Here is a 22054-nt window from a genome sequence, read left to right on the forward strand (position 1 = left end):
CGCCGACCGAGGCGGGGCGCCGGTTGGCGGAGCGCTTGCGTCCGGCGCTGGATGAGATCGAGGCCGAGCTTGAAACCCTCGATCAGATCCGTTCGACGCCTTCGGGGCTGTTGCGGATCACCGCCACTTATGACTCCGCCCATGATCTTCTCGAGCCTGTGGTGAGCCAGCTGATGCAGGACTTTCCCGATATCGCCGTGGAGATCAGCGTGGATGCGCGCCTCGTTGATATCGCCAAGGACGGCTTTGATGCCGGCGTGCGGCTGGGCGAGCAGGTGGATGCGGACATGATCGCGGTTCCCATCGGTCCCGATCTGAGCATGCGCGTGGCCGGCGCGCCCGCCTATTTCGACCGGGCGGGGCGTCCGCAGACGCCCCATGAGCTGACCGATCATGACTGCATCAATCTGAGGCTCCAGACCCTGGGCGGGCTTTATGCCTGGGAGTTCGAGAAGGACGGACGTCCGCTCAGCGTACGGGTGGAGGGCCGCTATACCAGCGATGACCCGGCGCTGAACATCAAGATGGCGCTCAAGGGCGGAGGCCTGGTCTGTCTGCCGGACCAGCTTCTGACCGGGCATCTCGAGACCGGGGCGCTGGAGACAGTGCTGGAAGACTGGTGCCCGCCCTTTCCGGGCTATCATCTCTATTACCCCAGCCGTCGGCAGATGACCCCGGCTTTCCGCCTGTTGCTGGACCGTCTCAAAGCACAGCGTCAGGCCCTGATGCGCGGCTGAGGCTGACCCCCGGATTTGCGCTTTCTCTCTGCTCGCACTACATCCCGCGGCCATGACAGACAGCGCAGCCCCCCTCGACCGCCGGTTCACGGTGGCGCCCATGATGGACTGGACGGACCGGCATTGCCGCGCCTTCCATCGCGTCCTCACGCGCCGGGCCGTGCTCTACACCGAGATGGCGGTGGATCAGGCGCTGATCCATGGCGATGTGCCGCGCCTGATCGGCTTTGACGCCAGCGAGCACCCTGTCGCCATCCAGCTGGGCGGCTCTGATCCGGACATTCTGGCGCGCGCGTCGAAGATCGCCGAGGGCTTTGGCTATCTCGAAATCAACCTGAATGTGGGCTGCCCGTCTGACCGGGTGCAGTCGGGCAAGTTCGGCGCCTGCCTGATGCGCGAGCCCGAACTGGTGCGCGACTGCCTGACCGCCATGCGCGAGGCGGTCTCGGTTCCCGTCACCGTCAAGCACCGGCTGGGCGTGGATGATCAGGACCCGGAAAAGACCCTGTTCGGCTTTGTCGAGACCGTCCGCGAAAGCGGGGTGAAGACCTTCATCGTCCATGCCCGCAAGGCCTGGCTGAAAGGGCTGAGTCCCAAGGAAAACCGGGACGTGCCGCCGCTCGACTATGATCTGGTGCGCCGGATGAAGGCCGAGCATCCCGATCTTGAAGTGCTCTTGAATGGCGGGCTGGAAACCCTCGAGCATGGCATGGCCGAGATCCATGGCGCGGACGGGATCATGCTGGGCCGGGCGGCCTATCACACGCCGTGGACGCTGGCTGAAGTAGACACCCGCATCTATGGCGAGGCGTCTGATCCCTGCGCGACGCCGTTCGAGGCGGTCGAGGCCTATCGTCCCTATGTGGAGCGCCAGCTCGATCAGGGCGTGAAGCTGCACGCCATCACGCGGCACATGCTGGGCCTGTTCGCGGGCCGTCCCGGCGCGCGCAAATGGCGTCAGGTGCTGTCCGAGCGCGCCAATCGTCCCGGCGCGGGCTGGGAAGTTCTGGAAGACGCGCTCGACGCCGTGCGTCCGGCGGCGGCGGAATAAAACCCTTTCCAGCCTTTATGTTGCAGCGCGCCATCAAACGGCGCAAAAGTGCGGCCTTCTTTCAGTTGACTTGAAAGGCTGGCCGCATGGACGCCTCGCTCATCCCCTTCATCCTCGCCCTTCTGGCCGTCGGCGCCTTCGCCGGGCTGATTGCGGGCCTGTTCGGCATTGGCGGGGGCATCATCATGGTGCCGGCACTCTATTATGTGCTGACCGGTCTGGGGTATGAGGCGCACGCCATGCACGCTGCGGTGGGCACCTCCCTGATGGTGATCGTGGCGACGTCCCTGCGGTCGGTGGCGGCCCACGCCCAGAAGGGGGCGGTGGATTTTAAGGTGCTCAAGACCTGGACGCCTTTCATCGTTCTGGGCGCGCTGCTGGGGTCGGCTGTCGCCGATCTTGCGCCCGGCCGGGCGCTGACGGGATTGTTCGGCGCCGTGGCGCTCTTGCTGTCAGCGCAATTCTTCTTTGGACGCCCGGACTGGAAGCTCGCCGACGATCTGCCGGGGCAGCCGATGAAGACCGTGCTCGGCATGACGATCGGCATTCTCTCGTCGCTGATGGGAATTGGCGGCGGCGTGTTCGGGGTCACCCTGATGACCCTGCATGGCAAGACCATTCACACGGCTGTCGCGACCGCCGCCGGATTCGGCGTCGCGATTGGCCTTCCGGGCGCGATCGGCTTCATGATCGCCGGGCTGGATGAACCGGCCCGCGCGCCGTTCTCGGTAGGATATGTGAACATGGCGGCCTTCGTGACGCTGGCCGCTTCCGCCGTCTTTCTGGCGCCGGTGGGCGCGAATCTGGCGCACAGCCTGAACCCCAAACGGCTCAAGCAATTCTTCGCCGTGGGGCTTCTCATCATGTCGCTGAACATGCTGCGCGAAGCGATCTTTGTGGGCTAACGCCTGCTCAGGCCCCGCTTTTCCCGATAGGCCGCTTCACGCGCCTTCAACTCGGGTTTTATCGCCAGACGCTCTTGCTGGCTCATGGTCATCCAGCGGCCCAGCTCGTCCAGGGTGCGGAAACAGCCCACGCAGATCGCCGCGTTGGGATCAACCACGCAGACGCGCTTGCAGGGGCTCCAGATCGGTTCGGTCATGGCCTGAAACTGGCGCGTTAAGGCTTCTGCTGCAAGCGCACTAGTGTTTCTTTAAGAAAACGGTATTTTGGCGAACCTGTGACAAACGCCCGAACCGGCGTGGGCCGTCATTAGGGGAATTCATTCACATGATTGAAGATCTGGGTCTGCAGCTGCGCAGCCTCATCGGCGTGTTCGTGTTTCTGGCCATCGCCTGGGCGCTGGGGCCGCGAAAAGCGCCGCCGCTTGTACTGGTTCTGGGCGGCGTCGCCGTGCAGTTCGCCATTGCGATCATGCTGTTCAGCTTTTCGCCCACGCGCGCCTTCCTGTCCTCGCTGACCACCGTCGTCGAGGTGCTGCAGGCGGCGACAACCCAGGGCACGAGCTTCGTGTTCGGCTATCTGGGCGGGGGCGAGAACCCCTATGTGATCCGCGAGGGCGCCGAAGGGCTGACCTTCACCTTCGCCTTCCAGGCCCTGCCCATGGTGATCGTGCTTTCGGCGATCTCGGCGGTGCTGTGGCGCTGGCGCATCCTGGAATTTGCGGTGCGCGGCTTCGCCAGCCTGTTCCGCCGCATCCTGAACCTGTCGGGCGCCGCCTCTCTCGGCGCAGCTGCGAACATCTTCCTCGGCATGACCGAAAGCCCGGTGCTGATCCGTCCGCGTCTGCCCGCGATCTCGCGCTCTGACCTGTTCCTGATCATGACGGTGGGCTTCTCCACCGTGGCGGGCTCGGTGATGGCCATCTATGTGAGCCAGCTCAACGCCGTGCTCGATGACGCCGCCGGCCATATCCTGACCGCTTCGCTGATCTCGGTGCCGGCCGCCGCGATCCTCGCGCGCCTCATGCATCCGCAGGACGAAACCGCCGAGCAGGCCGAGAAGGAAAACATCCCGGTCCAGCTCTATCACTCCACCATGGACGCCCTGACCACGGGTGTTGCGGATGGCGTGAAGCTGTTCGTCAACATCATCGCCATGCTCCTGGTGTTCACCGCCATCGTGGCGCTGGTGAACTTCATGCTGGGCGGGCTGCCGGACTTCCTGGGCGAGCCGATCACCGTGCAGCGCATGCTGGGCTATCTGTTCTCCCCGCTGGTGTGGATCGCCGGTCTGCCGTGGAGCGAAGCGCAGGCGGGCGGCACCGTCATGGGCTTCAAGACGGCGCTGAATGAGATCTTCGCCTATGACGCACTGGCCGCGAACGCCGATGCGCTCAGCCCGCGCTCGCGCCTGATCCTGACCTATGCGGCCTGCGGCTTTGCCAACTTCTCGTCCGTGGGCATTCTGGTGGGCGGCCTGATCGCCGTGGCGCCGAGCCGCCGCGAGGACATCCTCCAGCTCGCGCCGCGCGCGCTGATCTCCGGCACGCTTGCGACCCTGATGACGGGCGCGGTGATCGGAACCCTGCCGATGAGCCTCTTCAACTAGGCGCTGACGTACGCAGACATGAAAACGGCCCCGGGAAACCCGGGGCCGTTTTTATTTTTTGGGGGGCAGGAGCGTGTTAATCCCCCCGCCGCGGAAACAACTTGCTCCTCAGCCAGCCCAGCGTGGAATTGCCCTTGAGCTGGTCGCGATAGGCGGCCTTCATGAAGCGGTCGAGGCCTTCGGCGTCGCCCAGCATCTCCAGCCGGGTCTTGAAGGGACCGTCCGGGTCGAGCGTCCTGATCGGCCGGGCCGGCGCGCCCGCCACGACCGTATTGGCGGGCACGTCCTTGGTCACGATCGAGCGGGCGCCGATGACGGCGTTGTCGCCAATGGTGACGCCCTTGCCCACAAACGCCCCGTCCCCGATCCAGACATTGTCGCCGATGATCACCGGGGCGCTGGGCGGCCGGGCGGTGATCCGATCATAAAGCCCATGCCAGTCGCTGTCGGTGATGGTGACCGATTTGGCGAGCAGGGCGGCGTTTCCGATCACGATCTTCTCCGCCGCCAGAATGCGGATGCCGCCGGCGAAGAAGCAGCAATCGCCGATATGGATTTCGCCCGGCGCATCAGACGGCGACCAGACCGTGAAGCTGACCGGCTGGTCCTTGCGGCTGACGATATGGATCGCCTGACCGGCATGCACATTGGGCCCGAACACCTCCACATTCCACGGGCGCACGACCTTGGCGTGACCGCCCAGGCTTTCGAAATGCGGTTCGAGGAAATGGCGCGTCCAGGCGTTCTCGAACTGCTCCCACAGGGCGTGCATCCAGTAAGGACGGTGGTCATGGCGCATGGTTTTGGAGTATCCAGCGAGGAATGAGCGAAGATGTTATCGAAACCGCGATTCTGTCCCTGGTCGAGCAGCGAGGGCCGGATAAAAGCATCTGCCCGTCCGAGGCGGCCCGCGAAGTCTTCCCCGAAGACTTCCAGTCCCGCATGCGCCATGTGCGCAACGCGGCGATCCATCTGGCCCGCCAGGGCAAGATCGTGATCCTGCGCAAGGGCAAGCCGGTGGACCCTGAAAACTTCAAGGGCGTCTATCGCCTCGCCAAGGCGCCGGAGGCGTCTGCGCCCGAAGGCGATGGCTGAGTCTTTCGATCAGCTCAAGCGTGAGATCCGCGCCTGCCGGGTCTGCCAGCCCCATCTTGGCCATCCCGTGCGACCCGTGGTGCGGGGCGAGGCGAGCGCCCGTATCCGCATTATCGGCCAGGCGCCCGGCACGCGCGTCCAGGCCAGCGGCAAGCCTTTCACAGACCCCAGCGGCGACCGCCTCAGGGACTGGATGGGGGTGAGCGAAGACGCGTTCTATGACGAACGCGCCATAGCCATCACGCCCATGGGGTTCTGCTTTCCGGGCCTTGATGCGAAGGGGGGCGACAAGCCGCCCCGGCGCGAATGCGCGCCGCTCTGGCAGGGCCGGGCGAGCAGGGCCTTGCCGAATGTGGGGCTGACCTTGCTGGTGGGCGCCCATGCACAGCGCTGGCATCTCGGGACTCGAGCCGCGAAGACCCTGACCGAGACCGTAAAGCAGTGGCGACTGCACTTGCCAGATTATGTTGCGCTGCCGCATCCGAGCTGGCGAAACACCGGCTGGCTGAAGCGTAACCCTTGGTTTGAGCAAGAAGTTTTGCCCGAGCTGAAAGCTCGCGTCCGCGAAATGTTGAACAGTCTAAATTGACCGTACATTTACCCAAGTAAAACGGGCACTTGCGTGGACTTGTCGCAAAAGGTATCGAGACGGCGCACGCGCTGGCCCAAGGCTGATCGTGACCGCCGATGAAGCGGCTCCGGCCTTCCAGCGTCCCATTTTCGTTTCGCGACAGGAAGGACTCCCCGCTCATGAGCCTGTTCGAGCATACCGCGTTCGATAACCACGAAAAAGTTCTCTTCGCCACCGATCCGGCGACGGGGCTCAAAGCCATCCTGGCGGTGCACTCCACCGCGCGCGGCCCGGCCGTTGGCGGCTGCCGCATGTGGTCCTATCCGTCCTCTGCCGAGGCTGTGACCGACGTGCTGCGTCTGTCCCAGGGCATGAGCTACAAGAACATCATGGCGGACCTGCCCATTGGCGGCGGCAAATCCGTGATCATGAAGCCCGAGGGCGATTTCGACCGTCAGGCCCTGTTTGAAGCCTTCGGTCGTGCGCTGGAAAGCCTCAATGGCCAGTACATCTCCGCAGAAGATGTGGGCGTCTCTCCCGATGACATGGTCGCGGCGCGCCGCACCACCCGTCATGTCGTGGGTCTGCCTGACGGCACGGGCGACCCGTCTCCGGTGACCGCCAAGGGCGTGTTCATGGGCATTCAGGCCGCGGCTGCCCGCGGTCTCGGCTCTGAAGACCTCAAGGGCGTGAAGATCGCTGTTCAGGGCGCGACCGGCCATGTGGGCGCCTATCTGGTGCGTCACCTCGCCGAAGCCGGCGCCGAACTGCATCTCGCCGATATCCGTGAGGCCGAGCTGAAGGCCATCGCCAAGGAAACCGGCGCGAAAGTGGTCGAAGACCCGAACGCTATCTACGACGTGGATGCGGACATCTTCACCCCGTGTGCGCTGGGCGCGATCATTAACCCGAACACCATTGATCGCCTGAAGGTCAAAGTGGTGGCCGGCGCGGCCAACAACCAGCTGGAAACCCGCGACATGGGCGCCGAGCTCGTCAAGCGCGGCATCCTGTATGCGCCCGATTACGTCATCAACGCCGGCGGCATCATCAACGTCATGGGCGAGATCGATCCCCGCTTTGACGCCAAATGGGTGGAAGGCAAGCTGCACACCCTGAAAGCCACGCTGGGCGAGATCATGGACACCGCGGCTCGCGAGAACCGTCCGTCCAATATCGTCGCCGACGAGATTGCGCGTCAGCGCCTCGCCGATGCAGCCGAACAGAAGGCCCTGGCGGCGGAATAAGCCCGCTTTCCGGCCTGAATTGAACTTGCACATCAAAGCGGCGGCCTGTACTCAGGCCGCCGTTTCGCATTGAAGGACATGAGGCCCATGAAGCTCCAGACCCGTTCCGCCCCTCGCGCAACCCTGTCTGGAGTCCGTCATGTCCGCCTGTCTGTCTGCCAATTCTCTTTCACTACATACGCCTGACCACACCTGTCTGCTGGAGGGGTTCACCCTCAGCTTCAGCACTGAGGTGACCGGAATCGTCGGCCCCAACGGGGCGGGCAAGTCCACGCTGCTCAAGGCGCTGGCGGGGGGTGTCGCGCCCAGCTCCGGCTCGATCTCGATGCACGGACGTCTGGGCTGGCTTGAACAATCGGGTCCGGATGCGAAGGGTGACCTCGCCGTCGGACTGGGGGTCGGCGCAGCGCTCGCCTGTCTCAAACGCATCACGGAGGGTCTGGGCGACGCAGCCGATTTCGAGGCGGCGGACTGGACGCTGGAGGCCCGTGTGGAGGCGGCGCTGAACCGGGTCGGGCTTGGCGGCATGCCTCTTGATCGTCCTGTGTCAGCCCTGTCGGGCGGGCAGCGCGCCCGGCTGGCGCTCGCGCGGGCCTGGATCGCGGCGCCGGACATCCTGTTGATGGATGAACCCACCAACAATCTCGACGCAGACGGTCGCAAGGCCGTGCAGCAGATGCTGTCAGACTGGCCGGGCGGTCTGGTCATCGTCAGCCATGACCGCGCGCTTCTGGAGCATATGGACCGGATTGTGGCGCTTGAAAGCCCCGGCTGGGCCGTGTTTGGGGGCGGCTGGTCCGAGTATGCGGCGCAACGCGATGCGGCGCGGGAGCGAGCGCAGGCCGAGCATGACCGGCTGGACGCCGAAGCCCGGCAGGTCAAACGCGCTGCGAAGGAGGCCGAGGCCCGGCTTCAGCGCCGGGCGCGTTCGGGCAAGGCGCAGCGCGCCGACGGCAGTCAGCCCAAGGTGTTGCTCGACGCCATGAAGAACCGTAGCGAGGCGACCGCTGGGCGTCTGGCGGGGCTCAGCCAGAAACGCGTCGGCGAGGCGGAGGCGCGGTTGGACACAGCGCGGGGCCAGCTGCACAAGGGGCCGAAACTGTCCATCAAGGCCGTCGCCGCCGATAGTCCGCAGGGGCGCACCGTGCTGGCGTTCGAGGCTGTATGCTTCGGGTATGACGCCGCTCCCGTGATCCAGGATCTCAGCTTTGCCCTGTCAGGCGGGGCGCGCATGGCGATCACCGGTCCGAATGGCGCGGGCAAGACGACCGTATTGAAACTGGCCGAGGGCGTGCTGGCGCCCGGTCGGGGGGAGATCCGCCGCACATCAGGCCGCATCGCAAGACTGGATCAGACCGTCAGTGATCTTGATCCGGTCCTGAGCGTGGTGGACGCCTTGAGGGCCCGCAATCGGTCCCTGTCGCGCAATGCCGCCTATGCAGCGCTCGCTCAGTTCGATCTGCGCAATACCGATGCGGAGAAGTCCGTGGCGAGCCTGAGCGGCGGCGAGCGTCTGCGCGCCGGGCTTGCGGGCGTTCTGGGCGGTGAGCCCCCCGAGCTGATCCTGCTTGATGAACCCACCAATCATCTTGATATCGAGGCCGTCGAGGCGCTGGAACAGGCGCTGTCCGTCTTTTCAGGCGCTCTCCTGGCGGTCAGTCATGATGAGCGGTTTCTGGACGCACTTACGCTCGACAGCACGCTGACGCTGACTAGGCGCTGACGAGATGGGCGAAGGCCGGCTCGACGCCGAGCCGCACCGCGTCGCCGACGCGGTGGTTCTCCTTCAGGCTGGCGCGGGCCTCCAGCGTCTGGCCGGTCTCGAGCCGGCAGGTCAGGCGCGCATAGCCCGAGCTGACCCGACGCGCGATGATGCGGGCGAGGGCGCCTTCGGCGTCCGCGCGCTCCAGTTTCACGCCTTCGGGGCGGACCAGAAGCAAGACCTTGTCGCCATTGGTGAAACCCGTGGCGGAATAGGCGCCCAGAACCGTGTTGGCGATGCCGTCGCGGACCTCGGCCTCGAACACGTCCACATCGCCCAGAAGCCGGGCGGCGGTCAGCGAGGCGGGCTTCATGTAGAGCGTATCGGGCGCGCCGGTCTGGATGATCCGGCCCTCATTCATCAGGGCGATGGAATCAGCAAGTTCCAGCGCTTCCTCGGCGTCATGGGTGACGATCAGGGTTGCGGCCTCGGACTGGCGCAGGGCGTCGGCGGTGGCGCCGCGCAGTTCGGAGCGCAGGCGGCGGTCGAGGCCGGAAAAGGGCTCGTCCAGCAGCATCACGTCGGGTTTGATCGCCAGCGCGCGCGCGAGCGCCACGCGTTGCTGTTCACCGCCCGAGAGCTCATGCGGATAGGCCTTGGCGCGATGCGCCAGCTCCACTGCTTCCAGTCGCCTGAGCGCTGTCTCGCGACGGCTGGCCTTGGGGCCCTCACGCAGGCCAAAAGCGACATTGTCCAGCGCTGTCAGGTGCGGGAAGAGGGCGTAATCCTGAAACACCACGCCGCAGCGGCGATCCTCTGGCGGTTTGTGCAGGCCCTTGGCGCTCCACAAATGGTTCTCGAACCGGATTTCGCCCGCATCCAGCGGCTCCAGCCCGGCGATGGCGCGCAGGAGCGTGGACTTGCCCGACCCCGATGGTCCCAGAAGCGCTGTCACGCGCCCGCAGGTCAGGGTCAGCTCGACGCCGTCCACGGCCGGCCGCTCCGGGGCGAAGCGCACCACGGCGCCGGAGACTTCCAGCAGGCGATCATCGAGTTTGACGGCAGTCATCGTGCAGGCGTTCCAGTCATTTCGCGTCTTCCTGCCGGGTGATCCGTCGGGCGATCCAGATCATGGGCGGCAGGGCGACCAGCGTGATCAATAACGCAGGCAGGGCGGCTTCGCCCAATCTTTCATCAGAGGCGTAATTGTTCGCGATCACCGCCAACGTGTCATAGTTGAACGGGCGCAGGATCATGGTGGCCGGCAATTCCTTGAGCACCTCCACGAACACCAGAAGCGCCGCCAGAAGCGAACCCGACATCACCATGGGGCGGTGCACCCGCCAGGCGGTCTCACCCGGCCCGGCGCCCAGCGTGCGGGCGGCCATGTCGAGCGTGGGGGTGACGCGTTGCAAGGCGCTTTCGGACGGGCCGATGGCCGCCGCGGCGAAGCGCGACTGATAGGCGAAGATCAGCGCCAGAACGCCGCCTGACAGCAAGAGCGGGAACTGAACGCCCGTCAGGCGGGTCCACGCGTCATCAAGACCCGATTGCAGCCCGCCCAGGAGCACCAGCACGCCAAGAGCCGCGACGGACCCCGGCACAGCGTATCCCAGGCCGGCGAGGCGGGCGGCGGCGACAGCGACAGGTTTCTTGCTGCGCAGCGCATAGGCGCAAAACAGACCGATCGCGGCGGCGGCGAGGCCGGACAGGATTGCGAGGGTCAGCGAATGGCTGGCGGCTTGAAACAGGTCACGCGCCATGGGGGCGTGGAAAGCCAGATAGGTCAGTCGGCCCAGCGGGATCACAAGACCGATCAGCACCGGGCTGAGACAGAGAAGGGCGGCGACAGCGCCGCGCACCGGATCGAGATCGACCCGCCGCGGCGGGCGGCGGCGCCCGGATGCGCTGGTCTGGCGGGCGCGCTGGCGCTGGCTGCGCTCCAGCGCGAACAGGACGAAGGCGATCATGACAAGGATCAGGGCGAGACGCGCCGCATCGGCGATGGCGCCTTCGCCCGCCCAGGCGCGGATCAGACCCACGGACAATGTGGGCGCCCCCAGATGCACCACGGCGCCGTAATCGGCGAGACTTTCCATCACCACCAGCGCCAGCCCGGCGGCGATCGCAGGGCGAGCCATGGGAATGGCGGCGCGCAGGAAAGCGCTGCGCGGCCTGGCGCCCAGCGTGCGAGCGGCTTCATAGGCGTCCGCGGACTGACCCGCGAAGGCCTCGCGCGCGAGCAGATAGACATAGGGATAAAGCGCAAAGCCGAAGATCAGCCCGGCCCCGATGGGCCCGCGGACGGTGGGCAGGAGATCGGCGGGGCCGCCCGGCTGGGTCAGGTCGTACCAGCCATAGGCGGAGGCGTAGGCGGGCGCGGCCAGCGGCAGGGCCAGCAGCCATTCAAAGACCGAGCGGGCGAAAAAGCGGTAGCGCGCCACGAGCCAGGCCAGAGGCACGCCGATCAGCCCGGCGCTGACCGCCGCCACGCCCGTCACCATTGCCGTATGGCCCAGATAGGCGGGAAGGCGGGTGCGGGCGATATGCGCCATGTAATCGGTCCAGGGCCCGAAAACGCCAAGCGCCGCAACCGCCAGGAGCGGTGCGGCGCAGATCAGAGCGGCGACGAGAGCGGGCCTGACCGGATTGAACTGGGCGCGTCCTGCGATCACGGCCAGCCGACGCGGTCGAAGATGCGCTGGGCTTCGCCCGCATTGGCGCCGAGCTCGTCCACATTGACGTCATCGGACGAGAAATCGCCAAACGCGTCCAGCACATCATTGTCATAGGCGGCGGACGGGATGACCGGATACTCGTTGGTCAGCTCGGCGAAGATGCGCTGGGAGTCGTCGCTCAGCAGGAACTCCAGGAATTCGATGGCGTTCTCGCGGTTCGGCGCATTGGCGGCGAGACCGGCGCCGGAGACATTCACATGCGCGCCGCCATCTCCGAGATCGGCGAATATCACGCCGATCTCCTCGCCGATTTCATGATCCCCCGGATTTTCAGAGCGCATGAAACGGGCGAGATAATAATGGTTGATGATGGCGACATCGCATTCGCGCGCGGCGACGGCGCGGATCTGGTCGGTGTCGCCGCCCTGGGGCGGACGCGCCATGTTCTCGACAATGCCCCGGGCCCAGGCTTCCGCCGCCTCGGCGCCGTCCTGGGCGACCATCGCGGCCAGCAGGGACTGGTTGTACACATTATTGGACGAACGCACGCAGATCCGGCCCCGCCATTGCGGATCGGTCAGATCCTCGAAGCTGCTGATCTCGGACGGGTCCACGCGATCCTTGGCGTAGGCGATGACGCGCACGCGCTTGGAGAAACCGAACCAGTCGCCATCAGGCTGGCGCAGATTGGCGGGAACATTCGCGAGTACGCCTTCGAGCTCGGGCGCCGGCTGGAACAGGCCCGCCTCGTCCGCGCGCCAAAGACGGCCGGCGTCCACGGTGATCACCACATCGGCCTGGGAGCGATCGCCATCCGCACGCACGCGCTCGATCAGAAGGTCGCCCGGCGCCTCGATGACATTGACCTCGATCCCGGTGTGTTCGGTGAAGGCTTCATAAAGCGCATCATCTGACGCGTAATGACGCGCCGTATAGACATTGACCACGCCTTCGCCAGACGACGATCCGGACGGGCTGCACGCGCTCAGCGCGCTGAAGCTGACCAGTCCAACCAGAAGACTCTTGCAGGCGGTGGCGAATGTCATGGCGTGTCCTTTTGCTGCAGACGGACGATATAGGCGTCCATCCGGTCCGGGGGAGGTACTCACTGCCATTTCTGAGAACGTCTCGCAAGTGCGACGGCCAGCCGCACGGAATTTTGTTGGGCATTGACGCCCTGAGGACCGGGTTCTAATCAAGGCTCCGGCTGCAGACGCCCGCCGCCCGAGCGACGCGACCCGCGTCCGGTGAAGTCTGCCTTCTGTCGCACCACGCTGCTTTCTTTCGCCGTCTCGCGAAATGGCAATTCGGGCCCCATTTGAAATGTGAGACCGGGCTTGAGGAGTATTGCTCGTGTCGACGGATCACCCGCACGCCGCCTTTCTGACAGGCGGCCTTCCATCCCTTTATGTGAAAACAGCTTTGCCGATCATCATCCTGATGGTGATGAGCGGTCTTCTGAACGTGACCGACGCCTGGTTTCTGGGCGTCTTTTCCGGTGAACAGGCGCTGGCGGCCGTCACCGTCAGCTTTCCCATTTTCATGTTGCTCAGCGCCCTGGGCATGCTGGTGGCGTCCGGCATGTCCAGTCTTCTGGCTCGCGCCCTGGGGCAGGGAGATCGGTCCGGGGCGGAAAGCGTCTTCGCCTCCGCTCATGCCCTGTCTCTGGCGATCAGCCTGGTGCTGGTCCTGCTCTACGTCCTCCTGGGCGGCCCGGTTCTGACCCGGTTGTCACTGGGGGATGAAGCGCTCGCTGCTGAGGCCGCGCGCTATATCGGCGTTCTGATCTGGGGGGCGCCGATCGCGCTGATCCTGTCGGTTCAGGCGGATGGTCTGCGCAATGAGGGGCAGGCCGGTTTCATGGCGCTGGCCGGTCTGGGCGTGACGCTCGCCAATATCGCTTTCAACGCCGTGTTGATCATCGCCCTCCAGATGGGCGCGGCGGGCGCCGCCATCGGGACGGTGCTGGCGCAGGGCGTGTCCGTGGTCATCATCCTGTTCTGGCGCGCGCGGCATCCGCTCTTGATGTCAGCCTCGTTCAGCGGCTGGTTCCGGACCCGAAAGGGGTGGGCGCACATTCTCGCGCTCGGGGCGCCGCCCGCCCTGGGCCTGTTCGGCGTGGCGCTTGGATCCCTGACGGTGCTCAGCGTGCTGCAGCTGAGCAAGGCCGAGGACTATCAGGGTATTGTCGCGGCCTATGGCGTGGCGACACGGGTGATGACCTTCGCCATCCTTCCCGTGATCGGTTTGTCCCAGGCCCTTCAGACCGTTACCGGGATCAATCATGGCGCCGGGCTGACAGGTCGGGTGCGCGACTCGCTGCGTTTCGCGCTTCTGACCGCGCTTTGCTATGGCGTCGTGGTGGAAGGGAGCGTGCTGCTGTTCGCGCCCCAGATCGGCGGCTTCTTTGTGAGCGGGGAGGGCCTGGCGCCGCAGATCGCTTTCATCTTGCGTCGCCTGATGGCCCTGTTTGCGCTGGGCGCGCCCCTGTTCTTGCTGGGCCTGTACTTTCAGGCTCAGGGTGACGCCGTACGGGCGGCGATCCTGGGGCTGGCCAAGCCGTACCTGCTGTTCATTCCGCTTGTGATCGGACTGGGGCTTGGCCTTGGATCCGACGCCATCTGGTGGGCGTCCCCGCTCGCGGATATCGGCGTTCTGGCGTTGGCGATCATCGTTTTCGCAAGCCGGCGCGCCTTCCCGGTGCGGGGTTGAGCCGGACAGCAAAAACCCCGGCTCGATCGAGCCGGGGTTCGCGCCACTTCAGGCATACTGGTGGGCGATACAAGGATCGAACTTGTGACCCCTTCGGTGTGAACGAAGTGCTCTACCGCTGAGCTAATCGCCCTCAAGAGGCGCGGGTTTTATGCCGACGACCGGGGACGGTCAAGCGGTCCGGAGCCATGAAACGCAGATCGGTTGCAGCACAGGCATCGCTAAGTTACGAATTTTCCTCGGTTGCATAATTTTTTTTCGAAAAAATGGCCCGTCATACTTTCGTCAAGAACAAATATCACTTATAGACCCGCGTCTCGCCGCCGGGCTGTTTCGGTCTGCGGCTAAGAATTCCAAATGATAACGAACCCTACGCACGCGAGCTGCTGCGCGTGTTTGAAGGAGGTTTCTCCCCATGGCCACCAATGACTTCTGCACCCGTGAAGGCGCGCTCCGTCTGAAAGAACGCATCGAGGCGTACTGGAAAGAGCGCGGCTACGACGTGAACATCGAACTGACCGAAGCCGGCTTCATGCCCGCCATGCGTTCGGCCCGCACCGACGTGCGCTCGAACATGGTCAACGGCATGCCGCGCCCGGCGAATGATCGCTCTTCCGATCGTCGCAGCGCCTAAGCGCCTTTCCGTGTGTCGATGAGCTCGGCGAGCAAGCCGGGCAAAGCGCCATACGCTTCAAAAAGCCGGTCCGCACCCAGAGTGCGGGCCGGCTTTTCGCTATAACCGCCCAGAAAGATCACAGATCCTGCGCCTGCCGCTTTCGCCGCCAGCGCATCGGGTTCGGAATCGCCCACCAGGACGCAGGCGTGATCAATCGGATCGCCCCCAACCGCGACCAGAAGATGCGCCGGGTCCGGCTTCTTCGCCGGGGCGTCCTCAGGGCCAATGACCCGCTCGAATCGATCACGCATGTTCAGAGCATCCAGTAGCGGAATCGCCAGCTGGGTCGGCTTGTTGGTGCAGACCGAAAGGCGCGCGCCGGCCTCGGCCAGCGAATCGAGCGTCGCTTCGACACCCTCGAACGGGCGTGAATGGCGGGCGATGTCCGCGCCATAGGCCTCCAGGAACACTGTGAGTCGCTCGGTCACGAGGTCGGCGTCCGGCGCCGGGCGGCCTTCGCGTTCGAATGCGCGTTCGATCAGCGCCCTTGCGCCGCGGCCGACCATGGCGCGCACATCCTCCAGCGGCACGGGCTCAAAGCCCAGAGGAACCACCGCTTCATTCAATGCGCGCACCAGGTCAGGGGCGGTATCCACCAGCGTGCCGTCGAGATCAAAGGCGATGCGCGCGCCGGACAGAGAAGTGAGCATGGGCCCTCACATTGGGTTTCAAAGACGTCAGCGTTTGTGACGCGCCTGCGTGGTCGCGTCCCGGGTCTTGATAGGCTATAGCGCTGAAGCATCAAAAGCGCCTGAGATTCCTCACCTCACGGGCCTGACGTTTTCTGGGAGCCTGGCTCATGTCCTCACGTCCCCGCGCCGCCGTCATTCTCGCCGCCGGTCATGGCAAACGCATGAAATCGGACCTCGCCAAGCCGCTGCACCCCATTGGCGGTCGCTCCATGCTCGACTGGTCCCTGGCGCTGGCGGATGCGGTGCAGGCCGAGCGCAAGGTCGTGGTCTGGGGCGCCCATGCGCCCGAGGTGAAGGACAAGGCGGAAGCCGCGGGCGCGTTGACAGCCTTGCAGGACCCGCCCCAGGGCACCGGCCACGCCGTGCAGCAGGCGCAGGACGCGCTCAAGGATTTCGACGGCGATGTGATCGTGCTCTATGCCGACACGCCGCTGATTACGGCTGAAACCGTGGAACAGGTCTTCGCGGCGCTCGACGCAGGCGCCGCCGTCTCCGTGCTGGGCTTTGAACCGAAAGAGCCGGGCGGCTATGGCCGTCTGATCGAGAACGCCTCAGGCGGGCTCGACGCGATCGTTGAGGCCAAGGACGCCAGTCCCGAGCAATTGATGGTGGGGCTGTGCAATTCCGGCGTCCTCGCCATGCCGTCCGGGCTGATGTTCGAGCTTCTGGGCGAGGTGACGAACGAGAATGCCAGCGGCGAATACTATCTGACCGACCTTGTGGGGCTGGCGCGCGGTCGCGACCTGCCGGCAAAGGCGGTGAAGGCCAGTGCAGACGAGGTGCTGGGCGTCAATTCCCGCGTCGATCTCGCCGCCGCCGAACATGCCTTCCAGCAACGCGCGCGACATCAGGCCATGGTGGACGGAGTGACGCTGATCGCGCCCGAAACCGTCTATTTCAGCCATGACACCATGATCGAGAATGACGTGGTGGTCGAACCCCATGTGGTGTTCGGACCGGGTGTTGTGATCCGCACCGGCGCCCGCATTCGCGCCCATTCCCATCTGGAAGGCGCTGACGTGGCTGGCGGCTGCGAGGTCGGCCCCTATGCCCGCTTGCGCCCCGGTGCGGTGCTGAAGACCGGCGCCAAGGTGGGCAATTTCGTGGAAGTGAAAAAAGCGGTGATGGGGGAGGGCGCGAAAGCGAACCACCTTTCCTATATCGGGGACGCGACGGTGGGCGCGAACGCCAATATCGGAGCGGGAACCATCACCTGCAATTATGACGGCTTTCTCAAATACCAGACGGTGATCGGCGAGGGCGCCTTCATCGGCTCGAATTCCGCGCTGGTGGCCCCCGTCACCATTGGCGACGGCGCGATGACCGGATCGGGCAGCGTGATCACCGAGAACGTGCCCGCAGATGCTCTGGCCGTGTCACGCGCCAAGCAGACGAACAAGGACGGCTGGGCGGCGCGTTTCCGCCGGGCCATGTCCGCCAAGAAGAACAAGACGACGAAGGGATAGCCATGACCGAACTGCTGGACCGCCTCAAGGACAAGGCGCTGTATCAGACCCAGTCCTTCATTAACGGCGCCTGGGTTGCGGGCAAGCCCTGGATCGAGGTGACGAGCCCCACCAATCGCGCCGTGCTGGCGCAGATGACGGATGTGGGCGCAAAGGGCGCCGAGGACGCCATTGACGCCGCCGCCGAGGCCTTCAAGACGTGGAAGAACACGCCGGTCTTCGAACGCGCCCAGCTGGTGAAGAAATGGCATGACTTGATCCTCGAGCATGCCGACGATCTGGGTCATCTCATCACCGCTGAAATGGGCAAGCCTTTCCCCGAAGCGCGGGGCGAGGTCGTCTATGGCGCGGGCTTTGTCGAGTGGTCGGCGGAAGAAGCCAAGCGCATCCATGGCGAGACCATCCAGACTCCGTTCCCTGGCTCGCGCGGCTGGACAATCCATCAGCCGATCGGGGTCGTCGCCTGCATCACGCCGTGGAACTTCCCCTCCGCCATGATCACCCGCAAATGCGCCCCGGCGCTGGCGGCGGGCTGCACCGTGGTGGTGAAACCGGCGCCGGAAACCCCGCTATCGGCGCTGGCTCTGGCGGAGCTGGCCAAGCGCGCGGGCTTCCCCGATGGCGTCTTCAACGTCATCACCGGCGATGCGCCGGCCATTGGCGATGTCTTCACCCAGTCCGACAAGGTGCGCATGGTGGGCTTCACTGGCTCCACGCCTGTGGGCAAGCTGCTGATGAAGCAGGCCTCGAGCACCGTGAAGCGCGTGGCGCTGGAGCTGGGGGGCAATGCGCCCTTCCTGATCATGGATGATGCGGACATCGAGAAAGCGGCGGACGGCGTGATCGCGTCGAAATTCCGCGCCTCGGGCCAGACTTGCGTGTCGGCCAACCGGATCATCGCCCACGCCCCCATCGCCGACAAGCTGATCGCCGCGCTCAAGGAGCGCATTGCGGCGATCAAGGTGGGCGATGGTCTGACCGAAGGCGTCACCGTGGGCCCGCTGATCCATGACGAGGCGGTCTCACGCGTCGACAAGCTCGTTCAGAATGCCCGCGAACGCGGCGCGACCATCCATACAGGCGGCAAGTCCCTGGCCGATGAGCTGGGCGGGTCTTTCTACGCCCCGACCCTGATCGAGGGCGGGACGGATTACGAGTTGGAGCTCGCGTGCTTTGAGATCTTCGGCCCGGTTTGCGCGGTCTATCGCGTGGAGACCGAAGCGGAGATGATCGAGCTCGCGAATTCCACACCCTATGGGCTCGCCGCCTATGTCTACACGCGCGATGTGGGCCGGGTGCACCGCATCTCCGAAGCGCTTGATTTCGGCATGATCGGGGTCAACGCCCCGATGGTCGGCTCGCCCGCCACCCCGTTCGGCGGCGTCAAGGAATCCGGCATTGGCCGTGAAGGCGGCAAATGGGGCGTCGAGGAATTCACCGAACTCAAATTCGTGCTTCTGGCGGGAGTGGATCAATGAGCGCAGTCGAGCAGAAGACACGCGCCGCCGAGGCGGCTCTGGAGTTCGTCGAGGACGGCATGACGCTGGGCCTGGGCTCGGGCTCCACGGCGGACATCTTTGTCCGTCTTCTGGGCGCGGCGCTCGAAAGCGGATCGCTGAAGAACGTCAAGGGCGTGCCCACTTCGGAGAATACCGCCAGGGTCGCGCGGGAAGCCGGCGTACCGCTTCTGGAAGTGGATCAGGCCGACAAGATCGACGTCACCATTGATGGCGCCGACGAGGTCGATGGCCGTTTCCGGCTGATCAAGGGCGGAGGCGGTTGCCTGCTGCGAGAGAAGATCATCGCCCACGCGTCTGACCTCATGGTCGTGGTGGTCGATGAAACCAAGCTGGTGGAAACCCTGGGCGCCTTCGCCCTGCCGGTCGAGGTGGATCCGTTCGGTTTCACCATCACCGCCAAGAAGGTCTATGACGCGCTCACTGCCTCTGGCGTGGTGCGCCCGGACGTGAAGCTGCGCTGCCGCGGCGACGGCAATGATCCCTATCTGACCGATGGCGGCAATTACATTCTCGATTGCGCCTGCACCGCGCTTGAAGACCCCGAGCAGGTCGCTGCGCGCCTGAACGCCATCCCCGGCGTGGTCGAACATGGCCTTTTCATCAACCTCGCCCGCGCCGTGATCGTCGGCGAGGAAGACGGCGCGCGGGTGCTGGAGCTTTAGGGGGCTATTCCTCCCAGCGCGTCACTCGCGGGTCCTTGCGGGGGCGTTCCTGGGCCGGGACTTGCGGCGTGCCGACATAGATGAAACCCGCCACGCGTTCTCCGGGTTGCAGGCCGAGGGCGCTCTTCATGCGCTTGTCAAAGGCGTACCATTCGGTCAGCCATTGCGCGCCAAAGCCCAGGGCCGCCGCCGCGATCAGAAGATTCTGGCACACGGCGCCGGCGGACAGGATCTGCTCCCATTCAGGCACCTTGTGAGTCTCGTCCGTATCGGAAACCACGGCGATCACCACGGGCGCGCGCAGAAAGCGTGAGCGTTCCAGTTCAAAGCGTTCCGCCGGCGCATCCGGTTCGATGTCGCGGAAGCGCGCTTCCAGACGTTCCCCGAACTTCGCCCGCGCCTCGCCCTCGAACACGATGAAGCGCCAGGGAAACAGCTTGCCGTGATCCGGCGTGCGGGCGCCGATCTTGAGCAGCGTGTCGAGCTGTTCGGCGCTCGGGCCGGGCTCACCCATATCCTTGGCCAGGGTCGAGCGCCGCTGCGCCAGAAGCGCCAGGGTCTCGGGGCTGGCGCCGGACAGGGTGATCGAATCGCCGGGATGGGGGAAGGTTGGTGCGGTGAAGGAGGCCATGATCTGCCTTTGGATTCGAAGCGGTGTTTTGACCGTATGCGTGAAACGTCGCTATACGTTGTAGGTTAGCATGTCGCGATCAAGTCAGGACCTGTCAGACGCAGGCCAGGCGACAGATCCGGGGAAGTTGGGGAAGTGACCATCACCGCAGTCAGTGAAGACGCGCTCAGCCCGGCGGAACGCCGCCGTCGCAAAGTGCGCGATGCGATCATCCACGCCGCCGAAGAGATCTTCACCGAGGAAGGCGAAGCCGGTCTGTCCATGCGTCGCATCGCAGAGCGCATCGATTACTCTCCGGCCGCGCTCTACAAGTATTTTGATTCCAAGGAAGCCTTGTTCCGCGAGATCCGCGAGAGCTTCTTTGAACGCCTGCATGACCGGATGAAGGCGGTCACCGATAACATCAAGGATGGCCCCTTGCTCTGCACGCCCTGCATGCGGGCCTATGTCGAGACCGGACTGGAGCAGCCGGGACATTACAAGCTGGCATTCTCGGCCTTTCCTGACGAAAAGGATCCCGAGGAAGAAACCTATGCATTCGCCGCCGCGGGTCACCTTCACCAGATGATCCAGTTCAGCATGGATGAAGGCTGGTTTCGCAAAATGGATATCGAGCTTGCGGCGAAGTCTGTCTGGGCGGCGTCACACGGCCTGACCTTGCTGGCCGTCACCATTCCCAATTTCCCGTGCGGCCTGCCTGGGTTGAGCCTGGACCCTGAAGCGTTCAGGGATCCTGATGAAGCGGAAGTCCGCTCAGAGCTGGACCGGCTTATCGCCTTTCATTCCGAGGCGGTGCTTCGAGGGCTCGGGACACGCAAATTGCTCTCCCGTCTCGATGAGGGCGAGACCTTCTGAGCAAGGCCTGATTTGTCAGGCGATTAGACTGCGTGGATTGTGAACACTGTTCACTTTTCAAACTGCGTTTTCGTGTTATATTCTCAGTCAGCTCCAGACGAGAAAAGGACATCCCATGCCTTCCTTTCAGCGTTCGCGTGGGACGTTCGCGCTCAGCGTCGCCGCCTGTGCGGTCATGCTGGTGGTGATTGTCATCAGCGTCAGCACATTCAGAAGCGCCAGCGCAAATACGCAGACCCAGCAGGTTGCAACGGCCACACCCGTGCCGGTGATGTCGGTTCTCTATACCGAGGCGGCCGAGGCGGAGTCACGATTTCCGGCCCTGATCACAGCCCGGCGCGAGAGTGCGCTCGGCTTTCCGCAAGGCGGCCAGATCAGACATTTGAATGTGGATGTCGGAGATCCGGTCGAAGAGGGCCAGATACTGGCCTCGCTGGATACCCGCGCACTCGAGGCGCAACGCCAGGCGGCGCAAGCGGATGTCGCTGCAGCCCGTGCCGAGGCCCGTCTCGCCAGCGTGACCCTGGACCGGCAAAGGCGGCTCGTGGCGCAAGGTCATGTGTCCGAACAGGTTCTTGATGAAGTGTCCGCCCGCGCCGAAGCGGCCGCTGCGCGTATCGAAGCGGCAAGCGCCGTTGAAGCCGCCCTGTCGGTTCAGATCGAGTTGTCCGCCCTCACGGCGCCGTATGCCGGGATCGTGACGGCGCGGCATTTTGATGACGGAGCCTCGGTGGGGGCTGGCGTGCCGGTCCTGACGCTTGTCGAGGCGGGGGTGCTTGAGGTGCGGGCCGGTCTGCCGGCGCATGACGCGGCCCGTCTGAATGCGGGCGCGGCGTATCGGGTCGAGTTGGCGACCGGCGAAACGATCCTGGTCAGATTGCGCGCAGCCACGGGGGTGATCGATGCGCGCGACCGCAGCATCAGTGTGGTTTTTGACATGCCGGAAGGGGCGCAGACGCCCGCAGGCTCAACCGCCCGGCTTGTTCTGCCTTACCAGCTTGAAGAGCGCGGCTTCTGGGCCCCTGTCGCCGCCCTCAGCGAAGGGCGCAGGGGGCTTTGGTCCATATACGCCCTGGTTCCTGACGGCGAGGCCTTCATCCTTGAGCCGCGTCCTGTCGAAATCCTGCACACTGAGCGTGACCGGGTTTATCTGCGCGGCGCTGTGCAAACCGACGAGATGATCCTGGCGGGCGGCGTGCACCGCGTTGCGCCAGGTCAACAGGTCCGTCCGGCGCGTGGGGACTGATC

The 22054-nt window shown here is 64.9% G+C and carries 22 protein-coding genes and 1 tRNA gene; 15 read left to right on the forward strand and 8 right to left on the reverse strand.

Going from position 1 to position 22054, the window contains the following annotated elements; all coding sequences use genetic code 11:
* The 3 genes from B2Z70_RS01870 to B2Z70_RS01880 form a co-directional block, all read left to right on the forward strand.
* Positions 1-737, forward strand: a 737-nt coding sequence (locus B2Z70_RS01870) for a LysR substrate-binding domain-containing protein (protein ID WP_292980317.1), incomplete at its 5' end; no start/stop codon positions are given.
* Positions 738-789: 52 nt separating this feature from the next.
* Positions 790-1788, forward strand: a complete 999-nt coding sequence (gene dusA / locus B2Z70_RS01875) for a tRNA dihydrouridine(20/20a) synthase DusA (RefSeq protein ID WP_009803393.1) — start codon at positions 790-792, stop codon at positions 1786-1788.
* 86 nt (positions 1789-1874) lie between these two features.
* Complete coding sequence (locus tag B2Z70_RS01880; protein ID WP_009803394.1) at positions 1875-2693, forward strand: sulfite exporter TauE/SafE family protein; 819 nt, start codon at positions 1875-1877, stop codon at positions 2691-2693.
* On the opposite strand, the gene B2Z70_RS01885 is transcribed toward B2Z70_RS01880, so the two are convergent.
* Positions 2690-2890, reverse strand: a complete 201-nt coding sequence (locus B2Z70_RS01885; protein ID WP_009803395.1) for a DUF1289 domain-containing protein — start codon at positions 2888-2890, stop codon at positions 2690-2692. The genes B2Z70_RS01880 and B2Z70_RS01885 overlap by 4 nt on opposite strands.
* A gap of 128 nt (positions 2891-3018) precedes the next feature.
* On the opposite strand from B2Z70_RS01885, the gene B2Z70_RS01890 reads away from it, so the two are divergent.
* A complete protein-coding gene (locus tag B2Z70_RS01890) occupies positions 3019-4299 on the forward strand; it encodes a NupC/NupG family nucleoside CNT transporter (RefSeq protein WP_009803396.1) in 1281 nt (426 codons plus the stop codon).
* Positions 4300-4375: 76 nt separating this feature from the next.
* Here B2Z70_RS01890 and B2Z70_RS01895 read toward each other — a convergent pair whose 3' ends face one another.
* Positions 4376-5098, reverse strand: a complete 723-nt coding sequence (locus tag B2Z70_RS01895) for an acyltransferase (protein ID WP_292980324.1) — start codon at positions 5096-5098, stop codon at positions 4376-4378.
* Between the two features lie 23 nt (positions 5099-5121).
* Between B2Z70_RS01895 and B2Z70_RS01900 the strand changes: the two genes are divergently transcribed.
* The 4 genes from B2Z70_RS01900 (at position 5122) to B2Z70_RS01915 (ending at position 8935) form a co-directional block, all read left to right on the forward strand.
* On the forward strand, positions 5122-5394 hold the full coding sequence (locus B2Z70_RS01900; protein ID WP_009803398.1) for a DUF3253 domain-containing protein: 273 nt from the start codon (positions 5122-5124) through the stop codon (positions 5392-5394).
* Positions 5387-5983 (forward strand): uracil-DNA glycosylase family protein, encoded by a 597-nt coding sequence (locus tag B2Z70_RS01905; protein WP_292980329.1) that lies wholly within the window; start codon positions 5387-5389, stop codon positions 5981-5983. The genes B2Z70_RS01900 and B2Z70_RS01905 overlap by 8 nt, the downstream gene beginning before the upstream one ends.
* Before the next feature lie 161 nt (positions 5984-6144).
* Positions 6145-7212, forward strand: a complete 1068-nt coding sequence (locus tag B2Z70_RS01910) for a Leu/Phe/Val dehydrogenase (protein ID WP_009803400.1) — start codon at positions 6145-6147, stop codon at positions 7210-7212.
* A 139-nt stretch (positions 7213-7351) separates the two neighbouring features.
* The gene (locus tag B2Z70_RS01915; protein WP_292980333.1) at positions 7352-8935 is read left to right on the forward strand and encodes an ABC-F family ATP-binding cassette domain-containing protein; all 1584 of its coding nucleotides are present in this window, start codon (positions 7352-7354) and stop codon (positions 8933-8935) included.
* Here the strand turns inward: B2Z70_RS01915 and B2Z70_RS01920 are convergent.
* Genes B2Z70_RS01920 through B2Z70_RS01930 form a run of 3 tightly spaced genes read right to left on the reverse strand, consistent with a single transcriptional unit; the run spans position 8925 to position 12638 of the window.
* The gene (locus tag B2Z70_RS01920) at positions 8925-9983 is read right to left on the reverse strand and encodes an ABC transporter ATP-binding protein (protein WP_292980336.1); all 1059 of its coding nucleotides are present in this window, start codon (positions 9981-9983) and stop codon (positions 8925-8927) included. The two genes, B2Z70_RS01915 and B2Z70_RS01920, sit on opposite strands and share 11 nt — an antisense overlap.
* Positions 9984-9999: 16 nt before the next feature.
* Positions 10000-11589, reverse strand: coding sequence for an ABC transporter permease (locus tag B2Z70_RS01925; protein ID WP_292980339.1), 1590 nt, complete (start codon positions 11587-11589; stop codon positions 10000-10002).
* A complete protein-coding gene (locus tag B2Z70_RS01930; protein WP_292980342.1) occupies positions 11586-12638 on the reverse strand; it encodes a Fe(3+) ABC transporter substrate-binding protein in 1053 nt (350 codons plus the stop codon). Before B2Z70_RS01930 ends, B2Z70_RS01925 begins: the two co-directional genes overlap by 4 nt.
* Positions 12639-12945: 307 nt before the next feature.
* Between B2Z70_RS01930 and B2Z70_RS01935 the strand changes: the two genes are divergently transcribed.
* On the forward strand, positions 12946-14304 hold the full coding sequence (locus B2Z70_RS01935) for an MATE family efflux transporter (protein WP_292980344.1): 1359 nt from the start codon (positions 12946-12948) through the stop codon (positions 14302-14304).
* Positions 14305-14362: 58 nt separating this feature from the next.
* Here the strand turns inward: B2Z70_RS01935 and B2Z70_RS01940 are convergent.
* Positions 14363-14437, reverse strand: a tRNA-Val gene (locus tag B2Z70_RS01940).
* Positions 14438-14719: 282 nt separating this feature from the next.
* Here B2Z70_RS01940 and B2Z70_RS01945 point away from each other — a divergent pair.
* Complete coding sequence (locus tag B2Z70_RS01945; protein WP_009803406.1) at positions 14720-14938, forward strand: phosphoglycolate phosphatase; 219 nt, start codon at positions 14720-14722, stop codon at positions 14936-14938.
* Here B2Z70_RS01945 and B2Z70_RS01950 read toward each other — a convergent pair.
* Entirely contained in the window at positions 14935-15630 is a 696-nt protein-coding gene (locus B2Z70_RS01950; RefSeq protein ID WP_292980347.1) for an HAD hydrolase-like protein, read from the reverse strand. The two genes, B2Z70_RS01945 and B2Z70_RS01950, sit on opposite strands and share 4 nt — an antisense overlap.
* Before the next feature lie 149 nt (positions 15631-15779).
* Between B2Z70_RS01950 and glmU the strand changes: the two genes are divergently transcribed.
* Genes glmU through rpiA form a run of 3 tightly spaced genes read left to right on the forward strand, consistent with a single transcriptional unit; the run spans position 15780 to position 19320 of the window.
* On the forward strand, positions 15780-17138 hold the full coding sequence (gene glmU / locus B2Z70_RS01955) for a bifunctional UDP-N-acetylglucosamine diphosphorylase/glucosamine-1-phosphate N-acetyltransferase GlmU (protein WP_292980350.1): 1359 nt from the start codon (positions 15780-15782) through the stop codon (positions 17136-17138).
* A gap of 2 nt (positions 17139-17140) precedes the next feature.
* Complete coding sequence (locus tag B2Z70_RS01960) at positions 17141-18616, forward strand: NAD-dependent succinate-semialdehyde dehydrogenase (protein ID WP_292980353.1); 1476 nt, start codon at positions 17141-17143, stop codon at positions 18614-18616.
* Positions 18613-19320, forward strand: coding sequence for a ribose-5-phosphate isomerase RpiA (gene rpiA / locus B2Z70_RS01965; RefSeq protein WP_009803410.1), 708 nt, complete (start codon positions 18613-18615; stop codon positions 19318-19320). The genes B2Z70_RS01960 and rpiA overlap by 4 nt, the downstream gene beginning before the upstream one ends.
* Positions 19321-19324: 4 nt before the next feature.
* Here rpiA and B2Z70_RS01970 read toward each other — a convergent pair whose 3' ends face one another.
* Positions 19325-19951, reverse strand: a complete 627-nt coding sequence (locus B2Z70_RS01970) for a nitroreductase family protein (RefSeq protein ID WP_292980356.1) — start codon at positions 19949-19951, stop codon at positions 19325-19327.
* Between the two features lie 135 nt (positions 19952-20086).
* On the opposite strand from B2Z70_RS01970, the gene B2Z70_RS01975 reads away from it, so the two are divergent.
* On the forward strand, positions 20087-20806 hold the full coding sequence (locus B2Z70_RS01975; RefSeq protein WP_292980359.1) for a TetR/AcrR family transcriptional regulator: 720 nt from the start codon (positions 20087-20089) through the stop codon (positions 20804-20806).
* Between the two features lie 115 nt (positions 20807-20921).
* A complete protein-coding gene (locus B2Z70_RS01980) occupies positions 20922-22052 on the forward strand; it encodes an efflux RND transporter periplasmic adaptor subunit (RefSeq protein ID WP_292980362.1) in 1131 nt (376 codons plus the stop codon).
* Positions 22053-22054 lie beyond the last annotated feature (2 nt).

Source organism: Oceanicaulis sp. UBA6590, from assembly GCF_002433705.1.
Taxonomy (GTDB): domain Bacteria; phylum Pseudomonadota; class Alphaproteobacteria; order Caulobacterales; family Maricaulaceae; genus Oceanicaulis.

Coding starts and splice junctions, on each gene's coding strand:
- B2Z70_RS01980 (WP_292980362.1), top strand. CDS start 20,922: ATGCCTTCCTTTCAGCGTTCGCGTGGGACGTTCGCGCTCAGCGTCGCC.
- B2Z70_RS01880 (WP_009803394.1), top strand. CDS start 1,875: ATGGACGCCTCGCTCATCCCCTTCATCCTCGCCCTTCTGGCCGTCGGC.
- dusA (WP_009803393.1), top strand. CDS start 790: ATGACAGACAGCGCAGCCCCCCTCGACCGCCGGTTCACGGTGGCGCCC.
- glmU (WP_292980350.1), top strand. CDS start 15,780: ATGTCCTCACGTCCCCGCGCCGCCGTCATTCTCGCCGCCGGTCATGGC.
- B2Z70_RS01920 (WP_292980336.1), bottom strand. CDS start 9,983: ATGACTGCCGTCAAACTCGATGATCGCCTGCTGGAAGTCTCCGGCGCC.
- B2Z70_RS01905 (WP_292980329.1), top strand. CDS start 5,387: ATGGCTGAGTCTTTCGATCAGCTCAAGCGTGAGATCCGCGCCTGCCGG.
- B2Z70_RS01910 (WP_009803400.1), top strand. CDS start 6,145: ATGAGCCTGTTCGAGCATACCGCGTTCGATAACCACGAAAAAGTTCTC.
- B2Z70_RS01945 (WP_009803406.1), top strand. CDS start 14,720: ATGGCCACCAATGACTTCTGCACCCGTGAAGGCGCGCTCCGTCTGAAA.
- B2Z70_RS01890 (WP_009803396.1), top strand. CDS start 3,019: ATGATTGAAGATCTGGGTCTGCAGCTGCGCAGCCTCATCGGCGTGTTC.
- B2Z70_RS01900 (WP_009803398.1), top strand. CDS start 5,122: ATGAGCGAAGATGTTATCGAAACCGCGATTCTGTCCCTGGTCGAGCAG.
- B2Z70_RS01960 (WP_292980353.1), top strand. CDS start 17,141: ATGACCGAACTGCTGGACCGCCTCAAGGACAAGGCGCTGTATCAGACC.
- B2Z70_RS01885 (WP_009803395.1), bottom strand. CDS start 2,890: ATGACCGAACCGATCTGGAGCCCCTGCAAGCGCGTCTGCGTGGTTGAT.
- B2Z70_RS01915 (WP_292980333.1), top strand. CDS start 7,352: ATGTCCGCCTGTCTGTCTGCCAATTCTCTTTCACTACATACGCCTGAC.
- B2Z70_RS01930 (WP_292980342.1), bottom strand. CDS start 12,638: ATGACATTCGCCACCGCCTGCAAGAGTCTTCTGGTTGGACTGGTCAGC.
- B2Z70_RS01895 (WP_292980324.1), bottom strand. CDS start 5,098: ATGCGCCATGACCACCGTCCTTACTGGATGCACGCCCTGTGGGAGCAG.
- B2Z70_RS01970 (WP_292980356.1), bottom strand. CDS start 19,951: ATGGCCTCCTTCACCGCACCAACCTTCCCCCATCCCGGCGATTCGATC.
- B2Z70_RS01950 (WP_292980347.1), bottom strand. CDS start 15,630: ATGCTCACTTCTCTGTCCGGCGCGCGCATCGCCTTTGATCTCGACGGC.
- rpiA (WP_009803410.1), top strand. CDS start 18,613: ATGAGCGCAGTCGAGCAGAAGACACGCGCCGCCGAGGCGGCTCTGGAG.